Annotated in this window: 15 protein-coding genes; 2 read left to right on the top strand and 13 right to left on the bottom strand. The window is 58.2% G+C overall.

Annotated elements, in window-relative coordinates:
• Nucleotides 1-2: 2 nt before the first annotated feature.
• On the bottom strand, nucleotides 3-830 hold the full coding sequence (locus B9Z51_RS13215) for a polysaccharide deacetylase family protein (RefSeq protein ID WP_108375463.1): 828 nt from the start codon (nucleotides 828-830) through the stop codon (nucleotides 3-5).
• Nucleotides 814-1773 carry a YncE family protein gene (locus B9Z51_RS13210; RefSeq protein ID WP_233254993.1) on the bottom strand — a complete coding sequence of 320 codons (960 nt, stop codon included), beginning with the start codon at nucleotides 1771-1773 and terminating at the stop codon, nucleotides 814-816. The genes B9Z51_RS13215 and B9Z51_RS13210 overlap by 17 nt, the downstream gene beginning before the upstream one ends.
• 85 nt (nucleotides 1774-1858) lie before the next feature.
• Between B9Z51_RS13210 and B9Z51_RS13205 the strand changes: the two genes are divergently transcribed.
• On the top strand, nucleotides 1859-2701 hold the full coding sequence (locus B9Z51_RS13205; protein WP_108375997.1) for an alpha/beta fold hydrolase: 843 nt from the start codon (nucleotides 1859-1861) through the stop codon (nucleotides 2699-2701).
• Between the two features lie 520 nt (nucleotides 2702-3221).
• On the opposite strand, the gene B9Z51_RS13200 is transcribed toward B9Z51_RS13205, so the two are convergent.
• Nucleotides 3222-3941, bottom strand: a complete 720-nt coding sequence (locus B9Z51_RS13200) for a pseudouridine synthase (protein ID WP_108375996.1) — start codon at nucleotides 3939-3941, stop codon at nucleotides 3222-3224.
• A gap of 90 nt (nucleotides 3942-4031) precedes the next feature.
• On the opposite strand from B9Z51_RS13200, the gene B9Z51_RS13195 reads away from it, so the two are divergent.
• Nucleotides 4032-4310, top strand: a complete 279-nt coding sequence (locus B9Z51_RS13195; protein ID WP_108375461.1) for a hypothetical protein — start codon at nucleotides 4032-4034, stop codon at nucleotides 4308-4310.
• A gap of 487 nt (nucleotides 4311-4797) precedes the next feature.
• Here B9Z51_RS13195 and ettA read toward each other — a convergent pair whose 3' ends face one another.
• The 10 genes from ettA to B9Z51_RS13145 all read right to left on the bottom strand — a co-directional run bounded on the left by ettA (nucleotide 4798) and on the right by B9Z51_RS13145 (nucleotide 16484).
• Nucleotides 4798-6459 carry an energy-dependent translational throttle protein EttA gene (ettA, locus tag B9Z51_RS13190; protein ID WP_108375459.1) on the bottom strand — a complete coding sequence of 554 codons (1662 nt, stop codon included), beginning with the start codon at nucleotides 6457-6459 and terminating at the stop codon, nucleotides 4798-4800.
• Nucleotides 6460-6624: 165 nt separating this feature from the next.
• Nucleotides 6625-7713, bottom strand: coding sequence for a 3'-5' exonuclease (locus B9Z51_RS13185; RefSeq protein ID WP_233254961.1), 1089 nt, complete (start codon nucleotides 7711-7713; stop codon nucleotides 6625-6627).
• Between the two features lie 8 nt (nucleotides 7714-7721).
• A complete protein-coding gene (locus B9Z51_RS13180; RefSeq protein ID WP_108375457.1) occupies nucleotides 7722-9227 on the bottom strand; it encodes a class I SAM-dependent DNA methyltransferase in 1506 nt (501 codons plus the stop codon).
• Nucleotides 9228-9283: 56 nt separating this feature from the next.
• Nucleotides 9284-9688 carry a helix-turn-helix domain-containing protein gene (locus B9Z51_RS13175; RefSeq protein WP_158272892.1) on the bottom strand — a complete coding sequence of 135 codons (405 nt, stop codon included), beginning with the start codon at nucleotides 9686-9688 and terminating at the stop codon, nucleotides 9284-9286.
• Between the two features lie 25 nt (nucleotides 9689-9713).
• Nucleotides 9714-10502 (bottom strand): hypothetical protein, encoded by a 789-nt coding sequence (locus B9Z51_RS13170; protein WP_108375453.1) that lies wholly within the window; start codon nucleotides 10500-10502, stop codon nucleotides 9714-9716.
• Nucleotides 10503-10505: 3 nt separating this feature from the next.
• Nucleotides 10506-10997, bottom strand: coding sequence for a hypothetical protein (locus tag B9Z51_RS13165; RefSeq protein WP_108375451.1), 492 nt, complete (start codon nucleotides 10995-10997; stop codon nucleotides 10506-10508).
• Nucleotides 10998-11006: 9 nt separating this feature from the next.
• On the bottom strand, nucleotides 11007-11327 hold the full coding sequence (locus tag B9Z51_RS13160; protein WP_108375448.1) for an STAS-like domain-containing protein: 321 nt from the start codon (nucleotides 11325-11327) through the stop codon (nucleotides 11007-11009).
• Entirely contained in the window at nucleotides 11324-12292 is a 969-nt protein-coding gene (locus tag B9Z51_RS13155; protein WP_146187767.1) for an ATP-binding protein, read from the bottom strand. Before B9Z51_RS13155 ends, B9Z51_RS13160 begins: the two co-directional genes overlap by 4 nt.
• Nucleotides 12293-12348: 56 nt before the next feature.
• Nucleotides 12349-13617: a restriction endonuclease subunit S gene (locus B9Z51_RS13150; RefSeq protein WP_233254960.1), complete on the bottom strand. Its 1269-nt coding sequence runs from the start codon at nucleotides 13615-13617 to the stop codon at nucleotides 12349-12351.
• Nucleotides 13618-13715: 98 nt separating this feature from the next.
• Entirely contained in the window at nucleotides 13716-16484 is a 2769-nt protein-coding gene (locus B9Z51_RS13145; RefSeq protein ID WP_108375442.1) for a type I restriction-modification enzyme R subunit C-terminal domain-containing protein, read from the bottom strand.
• Nucleotides 16485-16703: the final 219 nt, after the last annotated feature.

The raw sequence follows: 16703 nt of genomic DNA, 5'->3' as shown, positions 1-16703 counted from the left end.
CGTCACCTTTGCGCGTCGGTCTGCGCCGAGAGTTTCAAGGGCTGTTGAAGAATCCAGTCGCGAAATTGGGGGTGTTCACGCAGCGTGGCAAAGCACAGGCCGCGCGCCTTCAGGCCCACGATCAGCGGCTCCAGCACGGCGGGTGCCCAGGGGTCCTGGCGCGACCAGATGCCCAGGTGGGCCATCAAGATGTCCCCGGCGCGGATGTTGGCGAGGGCTTTTTTGAGCAACTGGGCATTAGAGTAAGCGCCGCTGGGCAACTCATCGCCCAGAAAGCCCGCATCTGCCCAGCCCACATGCGCAAAACCGCATTGTTTGGCCGCCGCCAGCAAACGCGGTGACGTTTTGCCGCCGGGCGCCCGGAATAGGGGCAATGGGGTCTGACCTGTGATCTGCTGCAAACGAGTGGCTGCGTGCCGCAAGTTGTCGCAATAGTCCTTGGCCGACCACACCAGGTCTTGGCCCGCCTGCGTGCCCGAAGAAGGGCGAATGCGGAATTGGCCTGCGCTCAGGTCGGCGCGCCAATAAGCGTGATCCCAAGTGTGAGAGGCAAAAGCATGGCCTTCGGCAGCGCGGGCTCGCCACCAGGGCGCCCAATGCTGGCCCAAAGTGCCATCCCCCTCCCGGGTTTTTTCTTGAGCGGCAAAGAAGGTGACCTGAACTTGCTGGCGCTGCAACACCTCGGCAATCAAAGGCGCCACGCCCATGTGGCCGGTGTCAAAAGTGAGGTAAACGGGTTGGGTGCAGGTGGCTGCCAAGGCCAGGGCGGGCACAGCGCTGGCCAGGCCTGCGATCAAGGCGCGAATGACCTTGTCAGTTCCTTGGCGCATGGTCCAGCGTCCACACACCATGGGGCGATTTGCCCACGGGCACTTGGCGCACCACTTTGCGGGCAGCAATATCAATCACCGTGAGCTTGCGTGCCCAACGTGAAGCGACCAGGATGAATCGACCATCGGCCGACACCTCCATGCAGTCAGGGCCCGAGGGCGCTGGAAACTCGGCCACCACTTGCATGCTGGTGTAGTCGATCTGGCTGATGGTATTGGCCACGCGGTTGCTCACAAACACATGGCGCTTGTCGCCCAGCGCGCGAAAAGCGTGGGCGCCCTTGCCTGTGGGCAGCATTTTGATCAGTCGCGGCTGAGCGCCCGAGATGTCATACACCTCCACGCCCGTGCCACCGGTGATGCCCACCAACAAGGTTTTGTCATCCGGGGTGCCAAACACGTCAGCAGGCATGGGGCCGGTAGCAATGCGGGACTTGAGGGTCTGTGTCGCCAAATCAATCGAGATCAGTTCGTCGCTGTCCTGAATCGATGCCCAAACCGTGGCGCTTTTGCTGTCGAGCCACAAATGGCTGGGCGTTTTACCGGTCGAGATCCGCTTGGCCAGGGTGGGTTTGTGGCCATCCCAGCGGTAAATGTCAACGTGGTTCAAGCGGTTGGCGGCCGTGACGAACCACTTCATGTCGGGCGAAAAGCGCAGGTGATAGGGGTCCAGAATGCCGGTGACCACACGTTGGATCTGTGCCGTGCGCGGGTCAATGAAGGTCAGCGAGTCGCCCAAGGCATTGGCCACGATCACCGATTTTTCGTCAGGGGTGAGGTACAGGTGGTGCGGCTCTTTGCCTGTGGGGATGCGCTTTTGCTCTGTCCAGGTCTGGGGATCGATCACACTGACGTTGCCGTCGAGTGAATTGAGGACAAAAACCGGAGCCTGGGTGGCCGCGACCACCACATTGAACTGAAAAACCAGGGCGATAAAACCCAGAAATCTAAACTTACGGGACAAAGAAATCACAAAAACGCTTTCAAAATCACTTTCAAGTGTAATCGGGCGGACTTGAGGAATGCAGATGCAGATCAAAAACACAGAAAAAATCACTGTATTGGAGATGGACCTGGAGTTTCAGCGCATGACCGCACCGAACTCCACCCATTTGCCCACCCTGGTTTTTTTGCACGAAGGGCTGGGCAGCGTCGCCTTGTGGCGCGACTGGCCGCAACAAATGTGCGCGCGATTGGGCTGCCCGGGGTTGGTGTATTCGCGCCAAGGTTATGGCCAATCCAGCGCTACGCCCGATGTGCGCGGCACCTCGCGTAGGGTTAATGGTCAGCGCCACGGGCGACTGCAGCCCGACTACATGCACCACGAAGCGCTGGAGGTGTTGCCCGCGCTGCTTCAGGCACTGAACATTCAGCGGCCCCTGCTCCTGGGTCATTCAGACGGCGGCACGATTGCCTTGATTCATGCCAGCCAGCATCCGGTGGCGGGCTGCATCGTCATGGCGCCGCATGTGATGGTCGAAGACATCTCGGTGCAGGCCATCACCACGGCGCGTGAGGCCTACGAAAACGGCCCGCTGCGCCCGCGCTTGACCCCATTTCATGCCGATGTGGACTGCGCCTTCTGGCAGTGGAACGATGTGTGGCTGAGCGATGCTTTCCGCTCGTTTGACATCCGCCCAGAGTTGCAGGGCATCAGCGCGCCCTTGCTGGCGATTCAAGGCGAAACCGACCCCTACGGCACCATGGCCCAAATCGACGACATCGCCCGCGCCGTGCCGCATGCGCAGCTGCTCAAACTGCCCGATTGCGGCCACTCGCCCCACCGCGACCAGCCCGAAGCCGTCGCGCAAGCGGTGCAGGCGTTTGTTGAATCACAAGCCACCGACCTAAAAGTAAAAGGCATTCATTAGGTCGGTACTCGCAGAGTCCGACATGCCTGTGTGAGCTGCTGCTTTTTTTTGGGCGCTACAGCCTCGCAAGCATCCGTCGGAGTCTTCGACCACCGACCTACAACACGGCCCCGTAGGTCGGTACTCGAAGAGTCCGACATGCCTGTGTGAGCTGCTGCGTTTTTTTGGGCGCTACAGCCTCGCAAGCATCCGTCGGAGTCTTCGACCACCGACCTACAACACGGCCCCGTAGGTCAGTACTCGAAAAGTCCGACATGCCTGTGTGAGCTGCTGCGTTTTTTTGGGCGCTACAGCCTCGCAAGCATCCGTCGGAGTCTTCGACCACCGACCTACAACACGGCCCCGTAGGTCGGTACTCGAAGAGTCCGACATGCCTGTGTGAGCTGCTGCTTTTTTTTGGGCGTTACAGCCTCGCCAGCATCCGTCGGAGTCTTCGACCACCGACCTACAACACGGCCCCGTAGGTCGGTACTCGCAGAGTCCGACGTTGCGTGCTTTCGCCAAAGACCCCGACTTGGGCTCAGGCCTTGAGCAAGGCCAGGTCTTCGTCCGTCAACCAGCGCCATTGCCCCGGCGCCAGATCGTTCAAGACCAGGCCTCCGATTTGCGAGCGGTGCAGGCCCTCCACGCGGTTGCCCACTGCGGCCAGCATGCGCTTGACCTGGTGGTATTTGCCCTCGGTCAAGGTCAGCTTCAGGTGCAGATCGCCCACCGCCTCGCAGGCAGCGGCTTTGACGGGCTTAGGGTCGTCGTCCAGCACCACGCCGGACAAGAGCTTGTTCACCATCTCGGGCGTGATTGGGTGCTTGGTGGTGACCTCGTACACCTTGGGCACATGGTGCTTGGGCGAACTCATCTTGTGGATGAACTTGCCGTCGTCGGTCAACAGCAGCAAACCCGTGGTGTCCTGGTCCAGCCGCCCCACCGCCTGCACGCCCTGCACGGCAGCCTTTTGCGGACGCTGGCGCAACGGGGCGGGCAACAAGGTGTAGATGCTCGGCCAGGTCGACGGCTTTTGCGAACACTCGGTGCCTGCAGGCTTGTTGAGCAGCACATAGGCGTGCTCTTTGAACGGCCAGTCGGTGCCTTGCACGTTGAAATGCAGGTCTTCGAGTTCAAAAAATTCACCCGAATCGGTGATGGTTTCACCGTTGACTTGCACATAGCCTTGCTGCACAAGACCAGCACAGACACGTCGCGTGCCAAAGCCTTGGCTGAACAAAATGTCCTCCAGGCGCATGGGTTTGAGGGATTTGGCTTTCATGGGGCATGATTGTCGCCTCGAATCCCAGCCGAATATGCCACCTGACTTTGCAGGAGACCTTAGCCGATGAATACCGCCCTGGACACCCTGAACCGCATGACCGAGGCGCTGGCCGCTTGCCAACAAGGCGGTTTGCCACAAAACGAGATGATCCGTCAGTGGCGCAGCGATGGCGCCCGGCTGCCGTTGCCTGAGAAATTTGGCGACGTGCTGGGCAATCTGCTCGACCGAATCGAAGCCAGCGCCCTCTTCAGTGAAGAAAGCTGCTCGTTTAGCCAGAAAGATTTGTTCGACAGCCTGCAGATGTGGGCCGAGAAGGCCAAGACCCGGCTGTCCAATTCGTAGGTCGGTGTCTTCAGCCCCGACAAGAGGGCTGTGCTGAAACCACGCATGTTGGCGCTGAAGCGGCTGACCCGCGAGATGTCGTTGTCGGCTGTCACAGGGCCGACAAAGGCCAGCGCCTGAGCCTGTCATGTCGGGGCTGAAGCCGCCGACCTACGGGAGAAACATTGTTAGGTCGGTGGCTTCAGCCCCGACATGGGGCCTGTGCCGGAGCGAACCATGTCGGACCTGAAGGTGCCGACCTACGAGGGAACGGTATTCGTAGGTCGGCGGTCAAAGACCCCGACATGGGGCCTGTGCCGGAGCGAACCATGTCGGACCTGAAGGTGCCGACCTACGAGGGGAGCGGTATTCGTAGGTCGGCGGCTTCAGCCCCGACATGGGTCTGCGCCTGGGCCTGAAATGTCGGAGCTGAAGCTGCCGACCTACAAAAGACTACCAACAACAACGGGCCCCGAAGGGCCCGTTGTTGTTGGTGCAAAGCAGCGGATTACTTCAAAGCCTTGAAGCGCACGCGCTTGGGCTTGGCGCCCTCTTCGCCCAGACGCTTTTTCTTGTCGGCTTCGTATTCCTGGTAGTTGCCATCAAAGAACACCCACTGGCTGTCGCCTTCGGCAGCCAGAATGTGCGTCGCAATGCGGTCCAGGAACCAGCGGTCGTGGCTGATGACCATCACCGAGCCTGCGAATTCCAGCAGCGCGTCTTCCAGGGCACGCAAGGTTTCAACGTCCAGGTCGTTCGAAGGTTCGTCCAGCAGCAACACGTTGCCGCCTTCGATCAAGGTCTTGGCCAGGTGCAAACGGCCGCGCTCACCGCCAGACAGCATGCCGACCTTCTTTTGCTGGTCGCCACCGTTGAAGTTGAAGCGGCCGCAATACGCACGGCTGGCCATCTGGAACTTGCCGACGTTGATGATGTCCAGGCCGCCCGAGACGTCTTCCCAGACGGTCTTGTTGTTGTCCAGGTCGTCGCGGTTCTGGTCCACAAAGGCCATCTTCACGGTCTGACCGATCTTGACTTCACCGCTGTCGGGCTGCTCGCGGCCCGAAATCAGCTTGAACAGGGTCGACTTACCGGCGCCGTTGGGGCCGATGATGCCGACGATGGCGCCCGCAGGCACTTTGAAGCTCAGGTTGTCGATCAGCATGCGGTCGCCAAAGGACTTGCTGACGTTGTTGAACTCGAATACTTCGTTGCCCAGACGCTCGGCCACAGGGATGAAAATTTCCTGGGTTTCGTTGCGCTGCTGGTATTCATAGTCGCTCAGTTCTTCAAAACGGGCCAAACGGGCCTTGCTCTTGGCTTGACGGCCCTTGGGGTTGGCGCGGGCCCACTCCAGTTCCTTCTTCATGGCCTTGGTGCGGGCGTCTTCGGTGCGCTGCTCCTGCTCCAAGCGGGCTTCTTTTTGTTCCAGCCAGGTGGAGTAGTTGCCCTTGTAGGGGATGCCGTGACCGCGGTCGAGTTCCAAAATCCACTCGGCAGCGTTGTCCAGGAAGTAACGGTCGTGGGTGATGGCCACCACGGTGCCCGAAAAGCGCGACAGGAACTGCTCCAGCCAGTCCACGCTTTCAGCGTCCAAGTGGTTGGTGGGTTCGTCAAGCAGCAGCATGTCGGGGCGCGACAGCAGCAAGCGGCACAGCGCCACGCGGCGCTTTTCACCACCCGACAGGTTGCCGATCACGGCGTCCCATGGGGGCAGGCGCAGCGCGTCGGCGGCGATTTCGAGTTGGTGGTCAGAGGCGTCGCCTGCGGTGGCAATGATCGCTTCAAGCTTGGCCTGCTCCGCGGCCAGGGCGTCAAAGTCGGCGTCTTCTTCGGCGTAGGCGGCATACACCTCTTCGAGGCGTGCTTGCGCGGCCTTTATCTCGCCCATGCCGTTTTCCACCGACTGGCGCACGGTTTCGGTGGGGTCAAGCTGGGGCTCTTGCGGCAAGTACCCGATCTTCAGGCCCGACATGGGGATGGCTTCGCCTTCGATCTCCTTGTCGATGCCGGCCATGATCTTGAGCAAAGTGGACTTGCCCGATCCGTTGGTGCCCAGCACGCCGATCTTGGCGCCCGGGAAGAAGGACAGCGAAATGTCTTTGAGGATCTGACGCTTGGGCGGCACGATCTTGCCGACCCGGTTCATGGAAAAAACGTATTGAGCCATTTGAAAACCCTGAATAAAAATTGGCAGAGACTGAACACCCCGTGGGTGCCAGCTCAAGACCTCAAGCCGGTAGATGGGGGCGTGTGGTGTCTGTGCAACCTGGCATTATCCCAGACAGACACGGTTGCCGGTATCACCAAGGCTTGCGGGGCGCTGGCACAGGCCTCACAAGGCGCGTTCGGTGATGCGCCCGGCCCGGCTGGAAAACTGCACCAGGCTGTCCATGGCTTCCAGTTGCACCCGGGCGCTGCGCTGGCCATAGACCTCGGCCCGCAGCCAAGTGCACTCGGCGTCCAGCAATTCGTCCGAACCCAGACTGCACCACCAGACCCGGCCTTCGCCGTCCCAGCGGTAGCCGCGTGCCTTGAGTTTGTCCTTGGCCTCAAACGGGGCACCCGTGGCACGCAGCTTGTAGCGGATCTGCCCGGCACCCGCCAAGAGGCGTGACAAACCGGTCAAACCATCCCCCAGGGGCGAAGCCAGCACCTGCAGCAAGGCGTGGCAATCGACCTGCGCCCGGTGCGCGTCGTAAAACCAGCCGCGCTCAGACGCCAAAAACTCCAGCTTGGCCGAACCGCTGCCCTCTTTTTTCCAGTCAATGCCCATGAAGGAGCAATTCCAGGCCTTGCGGGCAAACACCGGGAGCCTGGCTTCGACAAAAGGCCGGTCAAACCCGGCGTTGTGCGCCACGATCAGATCGGCCTGCTCCACCAACGCTGTCACCGCCGCATCGTCGATGCGCTGTCCCTGCACCATGGTGTCGTCAATGCCCGTGATGTCCTGAATGGCCGGTGGAATCGGCTTGCCCGGGTCTTCAAACGACTCATAAATGGTGACGGGCCCCACCGGCAACCCCGTAGCCACATCCACCTGCACCGACAACATGGCCAGCTCGATGATTTTTTCGTTTTTGCTGTCCAACCCGGTGGTTTCAGTGTCCAGCACGATCACCCGCTGCGTGGCCTGGCCCTGCAAGCCGCCATAGTCGGCGCACGGCACCAAACGGCGCAGCACCCGAAAGTCGGGGTGCTGCGCCAGGGCCTGGGCCATGGCTTCGGGGTCGGCACTGGACCCCTCGGCCTGGGGCAAAACTGGTGGCTGCGCCGTGGCCGCCAAGGCGGCAGGCAAGGCCGACGCGGCCAATGCAGCAGGCTGGGCCAGGCGGGGCTTGGTCGTCTTCATCGAAGTTTTCTTGGGCTTATCCACGCCCCCGGCTTCAAAGCCGAAAAAACTCATTTGGTCGGTTTTGTTCATGGCCACGATTAAACCGCGACTTCGGGCACATCGGCCCCCAAATCACCCGCAATCAGCTTGAACTGCTCCAGCGCGGCTTGCAGGTCTTCCACGATTTCCTGGGCAATCACCGCCGGGGCGGGCAGGTTGTCGCTGTCGGCCAGGCTCTCGTCTTTGAGCCAGAAGATGTCCAGGCTGGTCTTGTCGCGGGCGATCAGCTCGTCATAACCATACGCACGCCAACGGCCATCGGGGTTTTCAGCGCTCCAAGTCTCGGTCCGTTCGTGGCGCTTGCCCACCTTGTACAAGTCCACAAACTCGTCCAAGTCAGCCCGGCGCAGCGGGTTGGTCTTGAGCGTGAAATGCTTGTTGGTGCGCAGGTCGTAAATCCAGAGCTTCTTCGTCCACGGCGTTTCAGACGCGGGCTTTTTGTCAAAAAACAGCACGTTCGCCTTGACGCCCTGTGCATAAAACAGCCCCGTGGGCAAGCGCAGCAGCGTGTGCAAATCGCACTCGTGCAGCAGCTTTTTGCGAATGGTCTCACCCGCACCGCCTTCAAACAACACGTTGTCAGGCAACACCACCGCCGCACGGCCATGAATGGCCAGCAGCGTTTTGATGTGCTGCACAAAGTTCAGCTGCTTGTTGCTGGTGGTCGCCCAAAAGTCGTCGCGCTCGATGGTGTCTTTTTCGGTGCTGGTGCGGCCGTCTTCGCCCACGATCACGGTACTGCTTTTCTTGCCAAACGGCGGGTTGGCCAGCACCACCTCAAAGCGTTCACCAGGGTCAGCGCCCAGCGCATCGCCCACGCGCACCGGCACCGACTTTTCAGAGCCAATGCCGTGCAGCAGCATGTTCATGGCGCACACGCGGGCGGTGGCCTGCACCAGCTCAAAGCCCACAAAGGCGCTTTCTTTCAGGTGCTTTTTCTCGTCTTTGGTCAGGTTGGGGTGGTGGTCCACCACATGCTGGTGGGCGCTGAACAAAAAGCCGCCCGTGCCGCAGGCCGGGTCGCACACGCGCTCGGCGGGCTTGGGGTCGATGCACTCGACCATGGCCGCGATCAGCGCACGCGGCGTGAAATATTGCCCCGCCCCGCTCTTGGTGTCTTGGGCGTTCTTTTCCAGCAAGCCCTCGTAGGCGTCGCCCTTCACATCGGCACCCAGCACCGTCCAGGTCTCGGCGTCGATCAGGTCCACGATGACACGGCGCAGCTTGGCCGGGTCTTGAAACTTGTTTTGCGCCTTGGCAAAGATCAGGCCCAGCGTGCCCTTTTCTTGGCCGAGCTTTTCGAGCGCGTGGCGGTAATGGTCAAACAAATCGTCACCATCGCGCACCAGCAGCGTGGGCCAAGCGTAGGCGGCGGGCACGATGCTGGTCTGGTTGTAAGGCGGCTGGCTGCGCTCGTCGGCCATCTTGAGGAACAGCAAATAGGTCAGCTGCTCCACATAGTCGCCATAGCTCATGCCATCGTCGCGCAGCACGCTGCAATAGTTCCAGAGCTTCTGGACGAGGGTGTGGGTGGTGGTGTTCATTCGGGGGAATCAGAAATTTAAAAAGTTCATTCGCTATTCGCGAATACCGAATGGACTCAGGTGGTTGGCGCTTGCGTTCTCGACCAATCGACTGCGGCGGCCGCGTCAGTTTCTGTGATGCCAAGTTCGGCCAATTTGGTACGGACTTCGTCACTGAAGCTGAGTATTGATGGCGCATCCTTCTTACGAAACACCACATCAAATGTGTGGCCCAGGGAGCCAGCTACAGCGGCAATGGTTTGTAATGTGATGTTCTCGTTTCCAGACAAGACCTGCGATAAGCGGTCTGTGCTCCAGCCAAGATTGCTTGCCAAGTCTTCACGCGACATGCCTGCGTGATGAAGCAGCAAGGTCAAATCAGCTGCCACATCCACGGTCTTGAGTTCTTCAGCAAGGTCTTTGTGGGCTGCAATCAGTTCATGAAAGAGGGGTTTGTGTGCCATTGATTTTCTCCATTGCATTCGGGGCACTGTATGCCATCGCAGATTACTGACCTGCAGAGCGATACGCCTGATCCGGCCGATTTGGCACGCCTGGATAGCGCAACTCGAGCAAGCCCTGCTTGACCAAGCCCGTCAGGATTCGTCTTTGCAGGTTTTCTGGGTCACGGCCTAACAAATCAGCTATGTCACGGGTGCTCAGCCACCGGCCGTCACACAGTTTCAGAACCAAAGTCTTCATTTCCGCCGTTGGCAACTTGGCTTTGAGTCGTGCCGGCTCTGCCAATGACAGGAGTTCGGGGCTCAAATGACGGGAGTCCTCGTCCAAATGACGGGAGTCCTCGCTCAAATGACGGGAGTCCTCGCCCGATTGGGGGGAGTCCCCCGCCACGCGGTAACTGGCCCAGCGACGCTGGTTTTGCTGCGTCAGCAGGCCATCACGCACCAGGGTTTGCAGCACGCCCGTGATGTCTTTGGAATGCTCACCAGTGATTTCCTGCATGCGGGCATTGGTCACGCTGCCCTCTACTTGGGCGGTCACCACCGCCTGCACCGCTGTTTTGTCCAGCTTAGCAAACCGGTCGCCAAAACGCAGGCGCAGTGCTTGATCCACCTCTTGCGGAATCAGGCTCACCATAGGCAGCACCAGCTTCACACGGTCGGGCTGCAAAGACTCTTCCAGCCGGGGAGAGCGCCAATGCTGCGCACGCCAGCCCGCCCGAATCTTGTCCATACCCGAGCCCGCCTTATCGCCACCGCCCATGAGCTGAAACATCAGCTGCAGGCTTTTGTTGCGGCACTCGCTCACGCCGCCTTGCAACAACTGCGGCGACAAAAGTTATCCAAACGCGTGAACAAAACCATCTTCAAGCTGGTCAATAAGAACATGCGTATCAGATTCGATCTTTAGCAGCAAATCAGAATCCGCAGGAAGTGCTTCTCGATCTACCGACTCAAATGGATCACCACTAATTGCATCCATTAGTTCACCACATGCACCAGTCACATCGAATTGGGGATACTTTCCCTCGAGCCTCTCAACACGAGTAATAAGTCGCTGCAACTCAAACCGAATTTCAGCAGCCCTTGGCTTAGAAAGCTGATCAGATTCCGGAGAACCGAAGTAAGTTCGAGACTTGAGCACCAAGTCGGCCTGAAGTTTTATACATGCATCAATTTCCGCCCGTACCTCTTTACGTCTCTCTCTGCTGTTCGCTTGAGCATTCGATACGAGCCAACCAATGATTGTGAAAAACCAACCGCCAGCAATCAAAAGATCCTTGGCCGTCAATCCAAGAAATAGCACATCGGCGTTAACTGTACTGGGCATAAATTTTGATCAGCTCTTTGGCCTTGCATCGTCAACGTAGCGCCAGACTCGCTGTTCGTAGGTTTTAAGTTTTGAAGAGATACGAAGCTTTGCGTGCAACGCATCGGCCTTCAATCCGGCCTCGCGAACCAACCCACCAAATGCCTCTTCAAGAAAAGACGAGCCAAAACCAAGTGCACCATCAAGTTGCACCTCAACTGCTTCTGACTGATTCAGCGCCGGCAGCAAAAGGTCTTCCCGGAATGCTTCACCCGAAAAAGGCCCGTCTGCCCTGTACCGCCCAGCAGGGCTTCGAGAAAACTGTTTTGCGATATTAAGAACGACTGTCATGGCGTTGTTCCTGACAAGTTGAGCATCCATACTATTAGAGTTCCTGTGATTGGCTTGGTTAGCCTGCCAACACTTTCAATTTTTTCGCGTCCGCTGAACCTGAAGAAGCCTCGGCGGCTGTAAATCGCCAATTCGCCGTTTTCAGACAACTTTGTGAACTGTAGCATTTCAGGCAAGCCTTTACCCCTGTAGGGCAACCTTGTGCTGGTCCGCCCTTCGGCAGCCGCAGAAATAAGCTTGCCATCCGCTCGTCCCTGCCGCCAAACACGCCCCGTCAGATAGTCCCAAATATCTGGTTTAGCAAGGAGCGTGGCGGGTATTGACGAACCTCGGTCATGCATGGCGACAAAAACACGCCTGTCTGAAATAGTGGCAAATATCCACCACCGACCACCGCCACTGCTGTCGTAAGCATGATGACGAACGTTTGTCATTGCTTCGTTGACACAATCAGCAAGCCCCATTTGAGCTGCTTCACCAACGATCATACGGACCTGTTCCATGAAAGGCTCAATTGGCGTAGCGTCAACGTTCATACCCGTAAAGTAATGCCATCGCGTCACATCATCATGCGAGATTTTCTTGCGTGGGGAAAGACCGAGTTTTTGCAACACCCCAACATGCTGAAGCATTTGCTCTACCAAGTCGTCTGATGGGTAATTTGCAGACAACCGGTTCGGGAAGCGCTGTATCCAATCGTCCACTATGCCCATAAAAATCAAAACACCACAAGGGAACAGTCGCTTGGTGTCGCAAAAATTCAAAAACACTTTTCTGCCAAGTGCCAAACTCTTTTCCACCTGCTCCAAAAATCCCCCAAATTCTTTTCTTTGCTGTTTATCTGCGTAGTACCTCAGATGAACAGGAACTTGAATTGAGCGTGCAGCGCTTTGCAAAGCAAGTGATCGCTCTTTCTTGGATCGAGTAAAGCGCCGCGTTGCTCCAGCCTTGACACGAGCACGCATCGCATGCTTAGCGCGTCGAGCGCATGCGGCTTTCTGCCGAGAATTTAACTTTTTCATTATTGGAATAGCTTTATAAGTGTTGACTGTCTAAGTCCCCGTGCGCGCTGGAGGTTTGCATAGACTTCAGCCTCGACTTCTCGAGCGATAGACAGGTGGCGGTCAACTTCGGCGACGATTCGGACTTGTTCCGCTATTGGTGGCACCGGTATCGGTAGCTTTCGGCAGGTCGAAACCTGCAAATTGTGCTGGCCTGCAGTTGCTTTGGCTGTGCGCTCTAAGCGTGACAAAACTGGTTGAGCCAACAACCAGTGCGCCAGCATCTTGTTTACAAGTCCGGGTGAGGTTCTAAACGTGACTATCGCCTGATTGATATTCCATTCAGGAAAAATGGAGGAAACAATCGAAACCTTGCCAAGAGGGGGCCCAACGATATTCATGAGCACATCGCCGGGGATAGAACGAGACCTCGCAAGCGGTCCTTGATGCGTGGCATTGCTCACAAAAGTGGGCTTCACAGTGAAGTCCAGCGAACCGTCGAAGGTCAGGTTGTAAACCTTGAGAAACGGAACTTCACCTGTGCCCGAAAACATTGCATCAGACGAAGGTGTAGACCCACTTGCGATTTGCTCACACATTTGTTCTGCGGTGGCATATGTCCACCCTTCTGGCAGAGTGTTGAGACCCTCAAGTGCAGGTGCTTCCGGCTCTTTGTACTTTCCCTTACCTACCCACTTCGTCCGCCGCTCCTCAAGAACCCGTTGCAAAAGCTGCTCGCCTATTTCGTAGCTGCGGCCTTCGCGTTGGGCGATACTGGCTTCGGTTTCGACCAGGCGGCCTTCGACGGCGGCTTTGAGGACGGAGGCTTTGTAGCGTTTGATGTTGGCTTTGACGCGCTGGAGGTTGGCGACGGCTTCGTCGAGACGGGAGAACTGTTTTTCGATTTCAGCGACGATGCGGCGCTGTTCATCTAAGTCCGTCAGAACAATGGGGAAGTCAGCCAACTGTCCCTGACTGATTGACGCCATGCCCACCACCTGCTGTGCGTTACTGGCAAAGTGCCGACTTCCTCGCGCGAATAATTGGTAGTTGATGAACTTGGGAATTGCCTTTGCTACGTCTAGCCGAAGACGGATGTTCTTGCTCTCAAATAGGCTGGGCTCCATTCCGGCGGGGATAACTGCGGCCTTGCCTACCAGCTCGCGACTATTTACTCGATTCACAAGCAAATCGCCCTCCAGCAAGCCGTAGTCCACTTGCTCAGCAGGTGTGACTTTCATGCGCTTGATGTCACGCCAAACGATAGAGCCCGCCTCGATGTTGTACATGCGAAGGCAGGGCATTCCGTCATCTGCATATGATGATGCAGGCTTGTAGATGCCGTTCTTCATCGAGGCGACAACGTCCCTCAGTCGGGCTTGTCTCATCACGCCACCAACTCCCGATTCATCTCTTCAATCACCTGCATCAGCTCCGCACCAAACAACTGGTGCACTTTGCCCAGGCCGCCCTTACCCAAGAAGGGGGCCGTTTCAAAGTCGTCGGGCTCTATGCCCAGGTTGGCGGCGATGTGGTCTCGGATCATTTCTAGCCAGTGCAGTTGTTCGGCGTTGAAGGTTTGACCTTTGGCCGCTTGTTGTTGGGCCAGCCACGCGTTGTAGTTGCTTTGCACGCGCTCGGGGTATGGCACCAGTTCGTTGTCTTGCTGCATGGCAAAGCGCACCAGGCTGACCAGGTCGGTCAGCAGGCGGCGTTGTCTAGCGCCCTTCACTTTGGTTTTGTTCAGCGCGGCGTAGGCTTGCCACAGCTGGCTTTCATCTATCAGGTACGGCGGTGCGTGCAGCGCGTCGGCCAGGGCTTTGATGTCGCGGTAGGTCAGCGGGGCTCGGCTGGGGCGGTTGTACAAAATTTGCAGCGCGGTAATTTCGTCTTTGTGCTGGGCAATGAATTGCTCAAAGCTTTGCACCAGGCCTTTGGCGCGTTCGCTGGCGGCTTCGCTGAAGCCCGCGTGCAGCAGCGTGTCTTGTGTGACGATGTCCACCACTTGGTCGGCCTTTTGGCGCAGCTGCAATATCAGGGAGCGCAGCTCGGGGTTGGCAAAGGGTTTGGCGGCTTCCACCTTTTTAGCCTCGGCCTCAAAGGGCGAAGTGTCGTCATCCACGTTCAGCGCCTGCACAATGCCGCTGGCCATGTCGCGCAGGCTTTTGCCGCTTACCTCCAGCACTTTGGCGTGGTCGGCGGGGCTCAGGTCTTTGTCCAGCCGGGCCAGGCGGGCGGCCACGCTGCTCAGCACTTCGTCTTCCACGTTGCCCAGGCTCACGGCTTGCAGCAGTTTGTCCAAGGGCACGGTTTTCTTGGTGTCCATGGGGCGGCTGTCGGTTTTATCGCGCTCGCACACGCCCACGGCGTCCACGATCACAAAGTGGTCTTTCACCTTGGCGTCGGGCGTCACGGCTTGCAGGTCGGCCGGGTTGCACACGCGCACGCCACGGCCTTTCATCTGCTCAAAGAAGGTGCGGCTTTTCACACTTCGCATGAACACCACAATCTCCACAGGCTTGATGTCGGTGCCGGTGGCGATCATGTCCACCGTGACGGCCACACGCGGAAAGTAGCTGTTGCGAAACGCGCTGATCAAGTCTTCGGGCTTGGTGCCGGTGGTTCGGTAGGTGATCTTTTGCGCAAACTCGTTGCCCTTGCCAAATTCTTCGCGCAGGATTTCCACGATCTTCTCGGCGTGGTTGTCGTCTTTGGCAAATATCAGCGTCTTGGGCACCTCGGTGCGGCCGGGGAAGATGTCGGTGTGCAGCCGGTCGCGGAAGGTGGTGATGACTTTGCGAATCTGGTCCGGCGTTTGCACGCTGCGGTCCAGCTCGGCGGGGTCGTATTCAAAGTCTTCGTCGAGCTGCCAAGCGCTTTTGCGCCGGGTGGCTTTGTCCACGGTTTCCAGCCAAAAGCCTTTTTCGACCTTGGCTCCTTTTTCGGTCACTTCGGTTTGAATGCGGTACACGTCGTAGTTGACGTTCACCCCATCGGCCACGGCTTGGGTGTGGCCGTATTCCATGACCAGGTTTTGGTTGAAGAAGCCAAAGGTTTGTTTGTTGGGCGTGGCGGTCAGGCCCACCAGATACGAGTCGTAATACTCCAGCACTTGCCGCCACAGGTTGTAGATGCTGCGGTGCGCTTCGTCGGTGACCACGATGTCAAACAGCTCAATGGGAAAGGCCGGGTTGTAGCCAATGGGCTCGGGGTCTTTGAACAGGTTCTCAGCGCCCTCGGCGCTTTCTTCGTCGGCCTCGGGCGGCAGCTCTTTGCCTTTGAGTAGGCTGAACATGCGCTGGATGGTGCAGATGACCACGCGGGCGCTGGTGTCCACCTGGTTGCCCTGCAGGTGCTGCACGATGAACTCTTCGCCAAACTTGTAACTATTGTAGGGCGATGCGTATTGATCAAATTCTTTTTTGGTCTGGCGGGCCAGGTTGGCCCGGTCCACCAAAAACAGCACGCGCCGCGCACCACCAAACTTGATCAGCCGGTAGATGAAGCTGATGGCGGTAAACGTCTTGCCGCTGCCCGTGGCCATTTGGATCAGAGCTTTGGGTTTGTTGGCGGCCAGGCTTTGCTCCAAGTTGTGCACCGCCAAAATTTGCGCGGGCCACAGCTGGTAGTGGGCACCGCCCTGCCCCCATTGGGTGATGAGTTGGGGCATGTCGCGCATGCGGGCCAAAAAGGTGGACGGCGCATCGTTGGCTGCCAGCGGGCCTGCTGCGGGAGGCAACATTTGCAACCACTGCGCCAGCAACTCGGGCCTGAAGAACGCAAACACCCGGCGCGAGCGGGGCTGTGGGTCCAGCCCATTGGTGAATTGGGTCTCCACCCCGGTGGATTCAAACAAAAACGGCAGCGGCCTGCGCCAGGCGGGCAAGGCGGCGGGCAGGCCCTGGGCATAGCGCTCGGACTGAGCCTCCACCCCTTTGAGGGTGGTACCTTCTTTTTTGGCTTCGATCACGCCGCAGGCTTTGCCGTTCACATACAGCAGGTAGTCGGCAAAGCCGTGGCCGGGGTTGAGTGGAAACTCGCGAATGGCCACGCCCACTGCAGCGTGCAGATTGACTTGGTCGATGTTGCAAACGTGCCAGCCTGCGGCTTGCAAGAGTTGGTCGATCTGGACGCGGGCTAGGGCTTCGGGGGTCATTCCGTGAAGTTGAAAGTACTTTTTATTTAATTACGTCTGCATTCTATTGATCCGGCACGCTGAAGTTTGAAATGTGTGAGACATGTCATCTCGTAGGTCGGTACTCGCAGAGTCCGACATGCTTGGTTTCAGCACAGGCCCGTGTCGGGGTCTTCGACCGCCGACCTACAACATCTTTGAGCAATCAAAACTTCATGGGGCCGAATCCATAGGCGGCAC

It is taken from the genome of Limnohabitans sp. T6-5 (assembly GCF_003063315.1).
Classification (GTDB): Bacteria; Pseudomonadota; Gammaproteobacteria; order Burkholderiales; family Burkholderiaceae_C; genus Limnohabitans_A.
Note: the sequence above shows the minus strand (reverse complement) of the source record. Positions and strands in the feature narration are given on the sequence as shown.

Excerpts from the sequence above, each read along its gene's own strand:
- B9Z51_RS13180 (WP_108375457.1), bottom strand. The coding sequence starts at position 9,227 with ATGAACACCACCACCCACACCCTCGTCCAGAAGCTCTGGAACTATTGC.
- B9Z51_RS13155 (WP_146187767.1), bottom strand. The coding sequence starts at position 12,292 with ATGCGTGCTCGTGTCAAGGCTGGAGCAACGCGGCGCTTTACTCGATCC.
- B9Z51_RS13160 (WP_108375448.1), bottom strand. The coding sequence starts at position 11,327 with ATGACAGTCGTTCTTAATATCGCAAAACAGTTTTCTCGAAGCCCTGCT.
- B9Z51_RS13165 (WP_108375451.1), bottom strand. The coding sequence starts at position 10,997 with ATGCCCAGTACAGTTAACGCCGATGTGCTATTTCTTGGATTGACGGCC.
- B9Z51_RS13150 (WP_233254960.1), bottom strand. The coding sequence starts at position 13,617 with ATGTACAACATCGAGGCGGGCTCTATCGTTTGGCGTGACATCAAGCGC.
- ettA (WP_108375459.1), bottom strand. The coding sequence starts at position 6,459 with ATGGCTCAATACGTTTTTTCCATGAACCGGGTCGGCAAGATCGTGCCG.
- B9Z51_RS13175 (WP_158272892.1), bottom strand. The coding sequence starts at position 9,688 with ATGCAATGGAGAAAATCAATGGCACACAAACCCCTCTTTCATGAACTG.
- B9Z51_RS13215 (WP_108375463.1), bottom strand. The coding sequence starts at position 830 with ATGCGCCAAGGAACTGACAAGGTCATTCGCGCCTTGATCGCAGGCCTG.
- B9Z51_RS13185 (WP_233254961.1), bottom strand. The coding sequence starts at position 7,713 with ATGAACAAAACCGACCAAATGAGTTTTTTCGGCTTTGAAGCCGGGGGC.
- B9Z51_RS13195 (WP_108375461.1), top strand. The coding sequence starts at position 4,032 with ATGAATACCGCCCTGGACACCCTGAACCGCATGACCGAGGCGCTGGCC.
- B9Z51_RS13145 (WP_108375442.1), bottom strand. The coding sequence starts at position 16,484 with ATGACCCCCGAAGCCCTAGCCCGCGTCCAGATCGACCAACTCTTGCAA.
- B9Z51_RS13205 (WP_108375997.1), top strand. The coding sequence starts at position 1,859 with ATGCAGATCAAAAACACAGAAAAAATCACTGTATTGGAGATGGACCTG.
- B9Z51_RS13200 (WP_108375996.1), bottom strand. The coding sequence starts at position 3,941 with ATGCGCCTGGAGGACATTTTGTTCAGCCAAGGCTTTGGCACGCGACGT.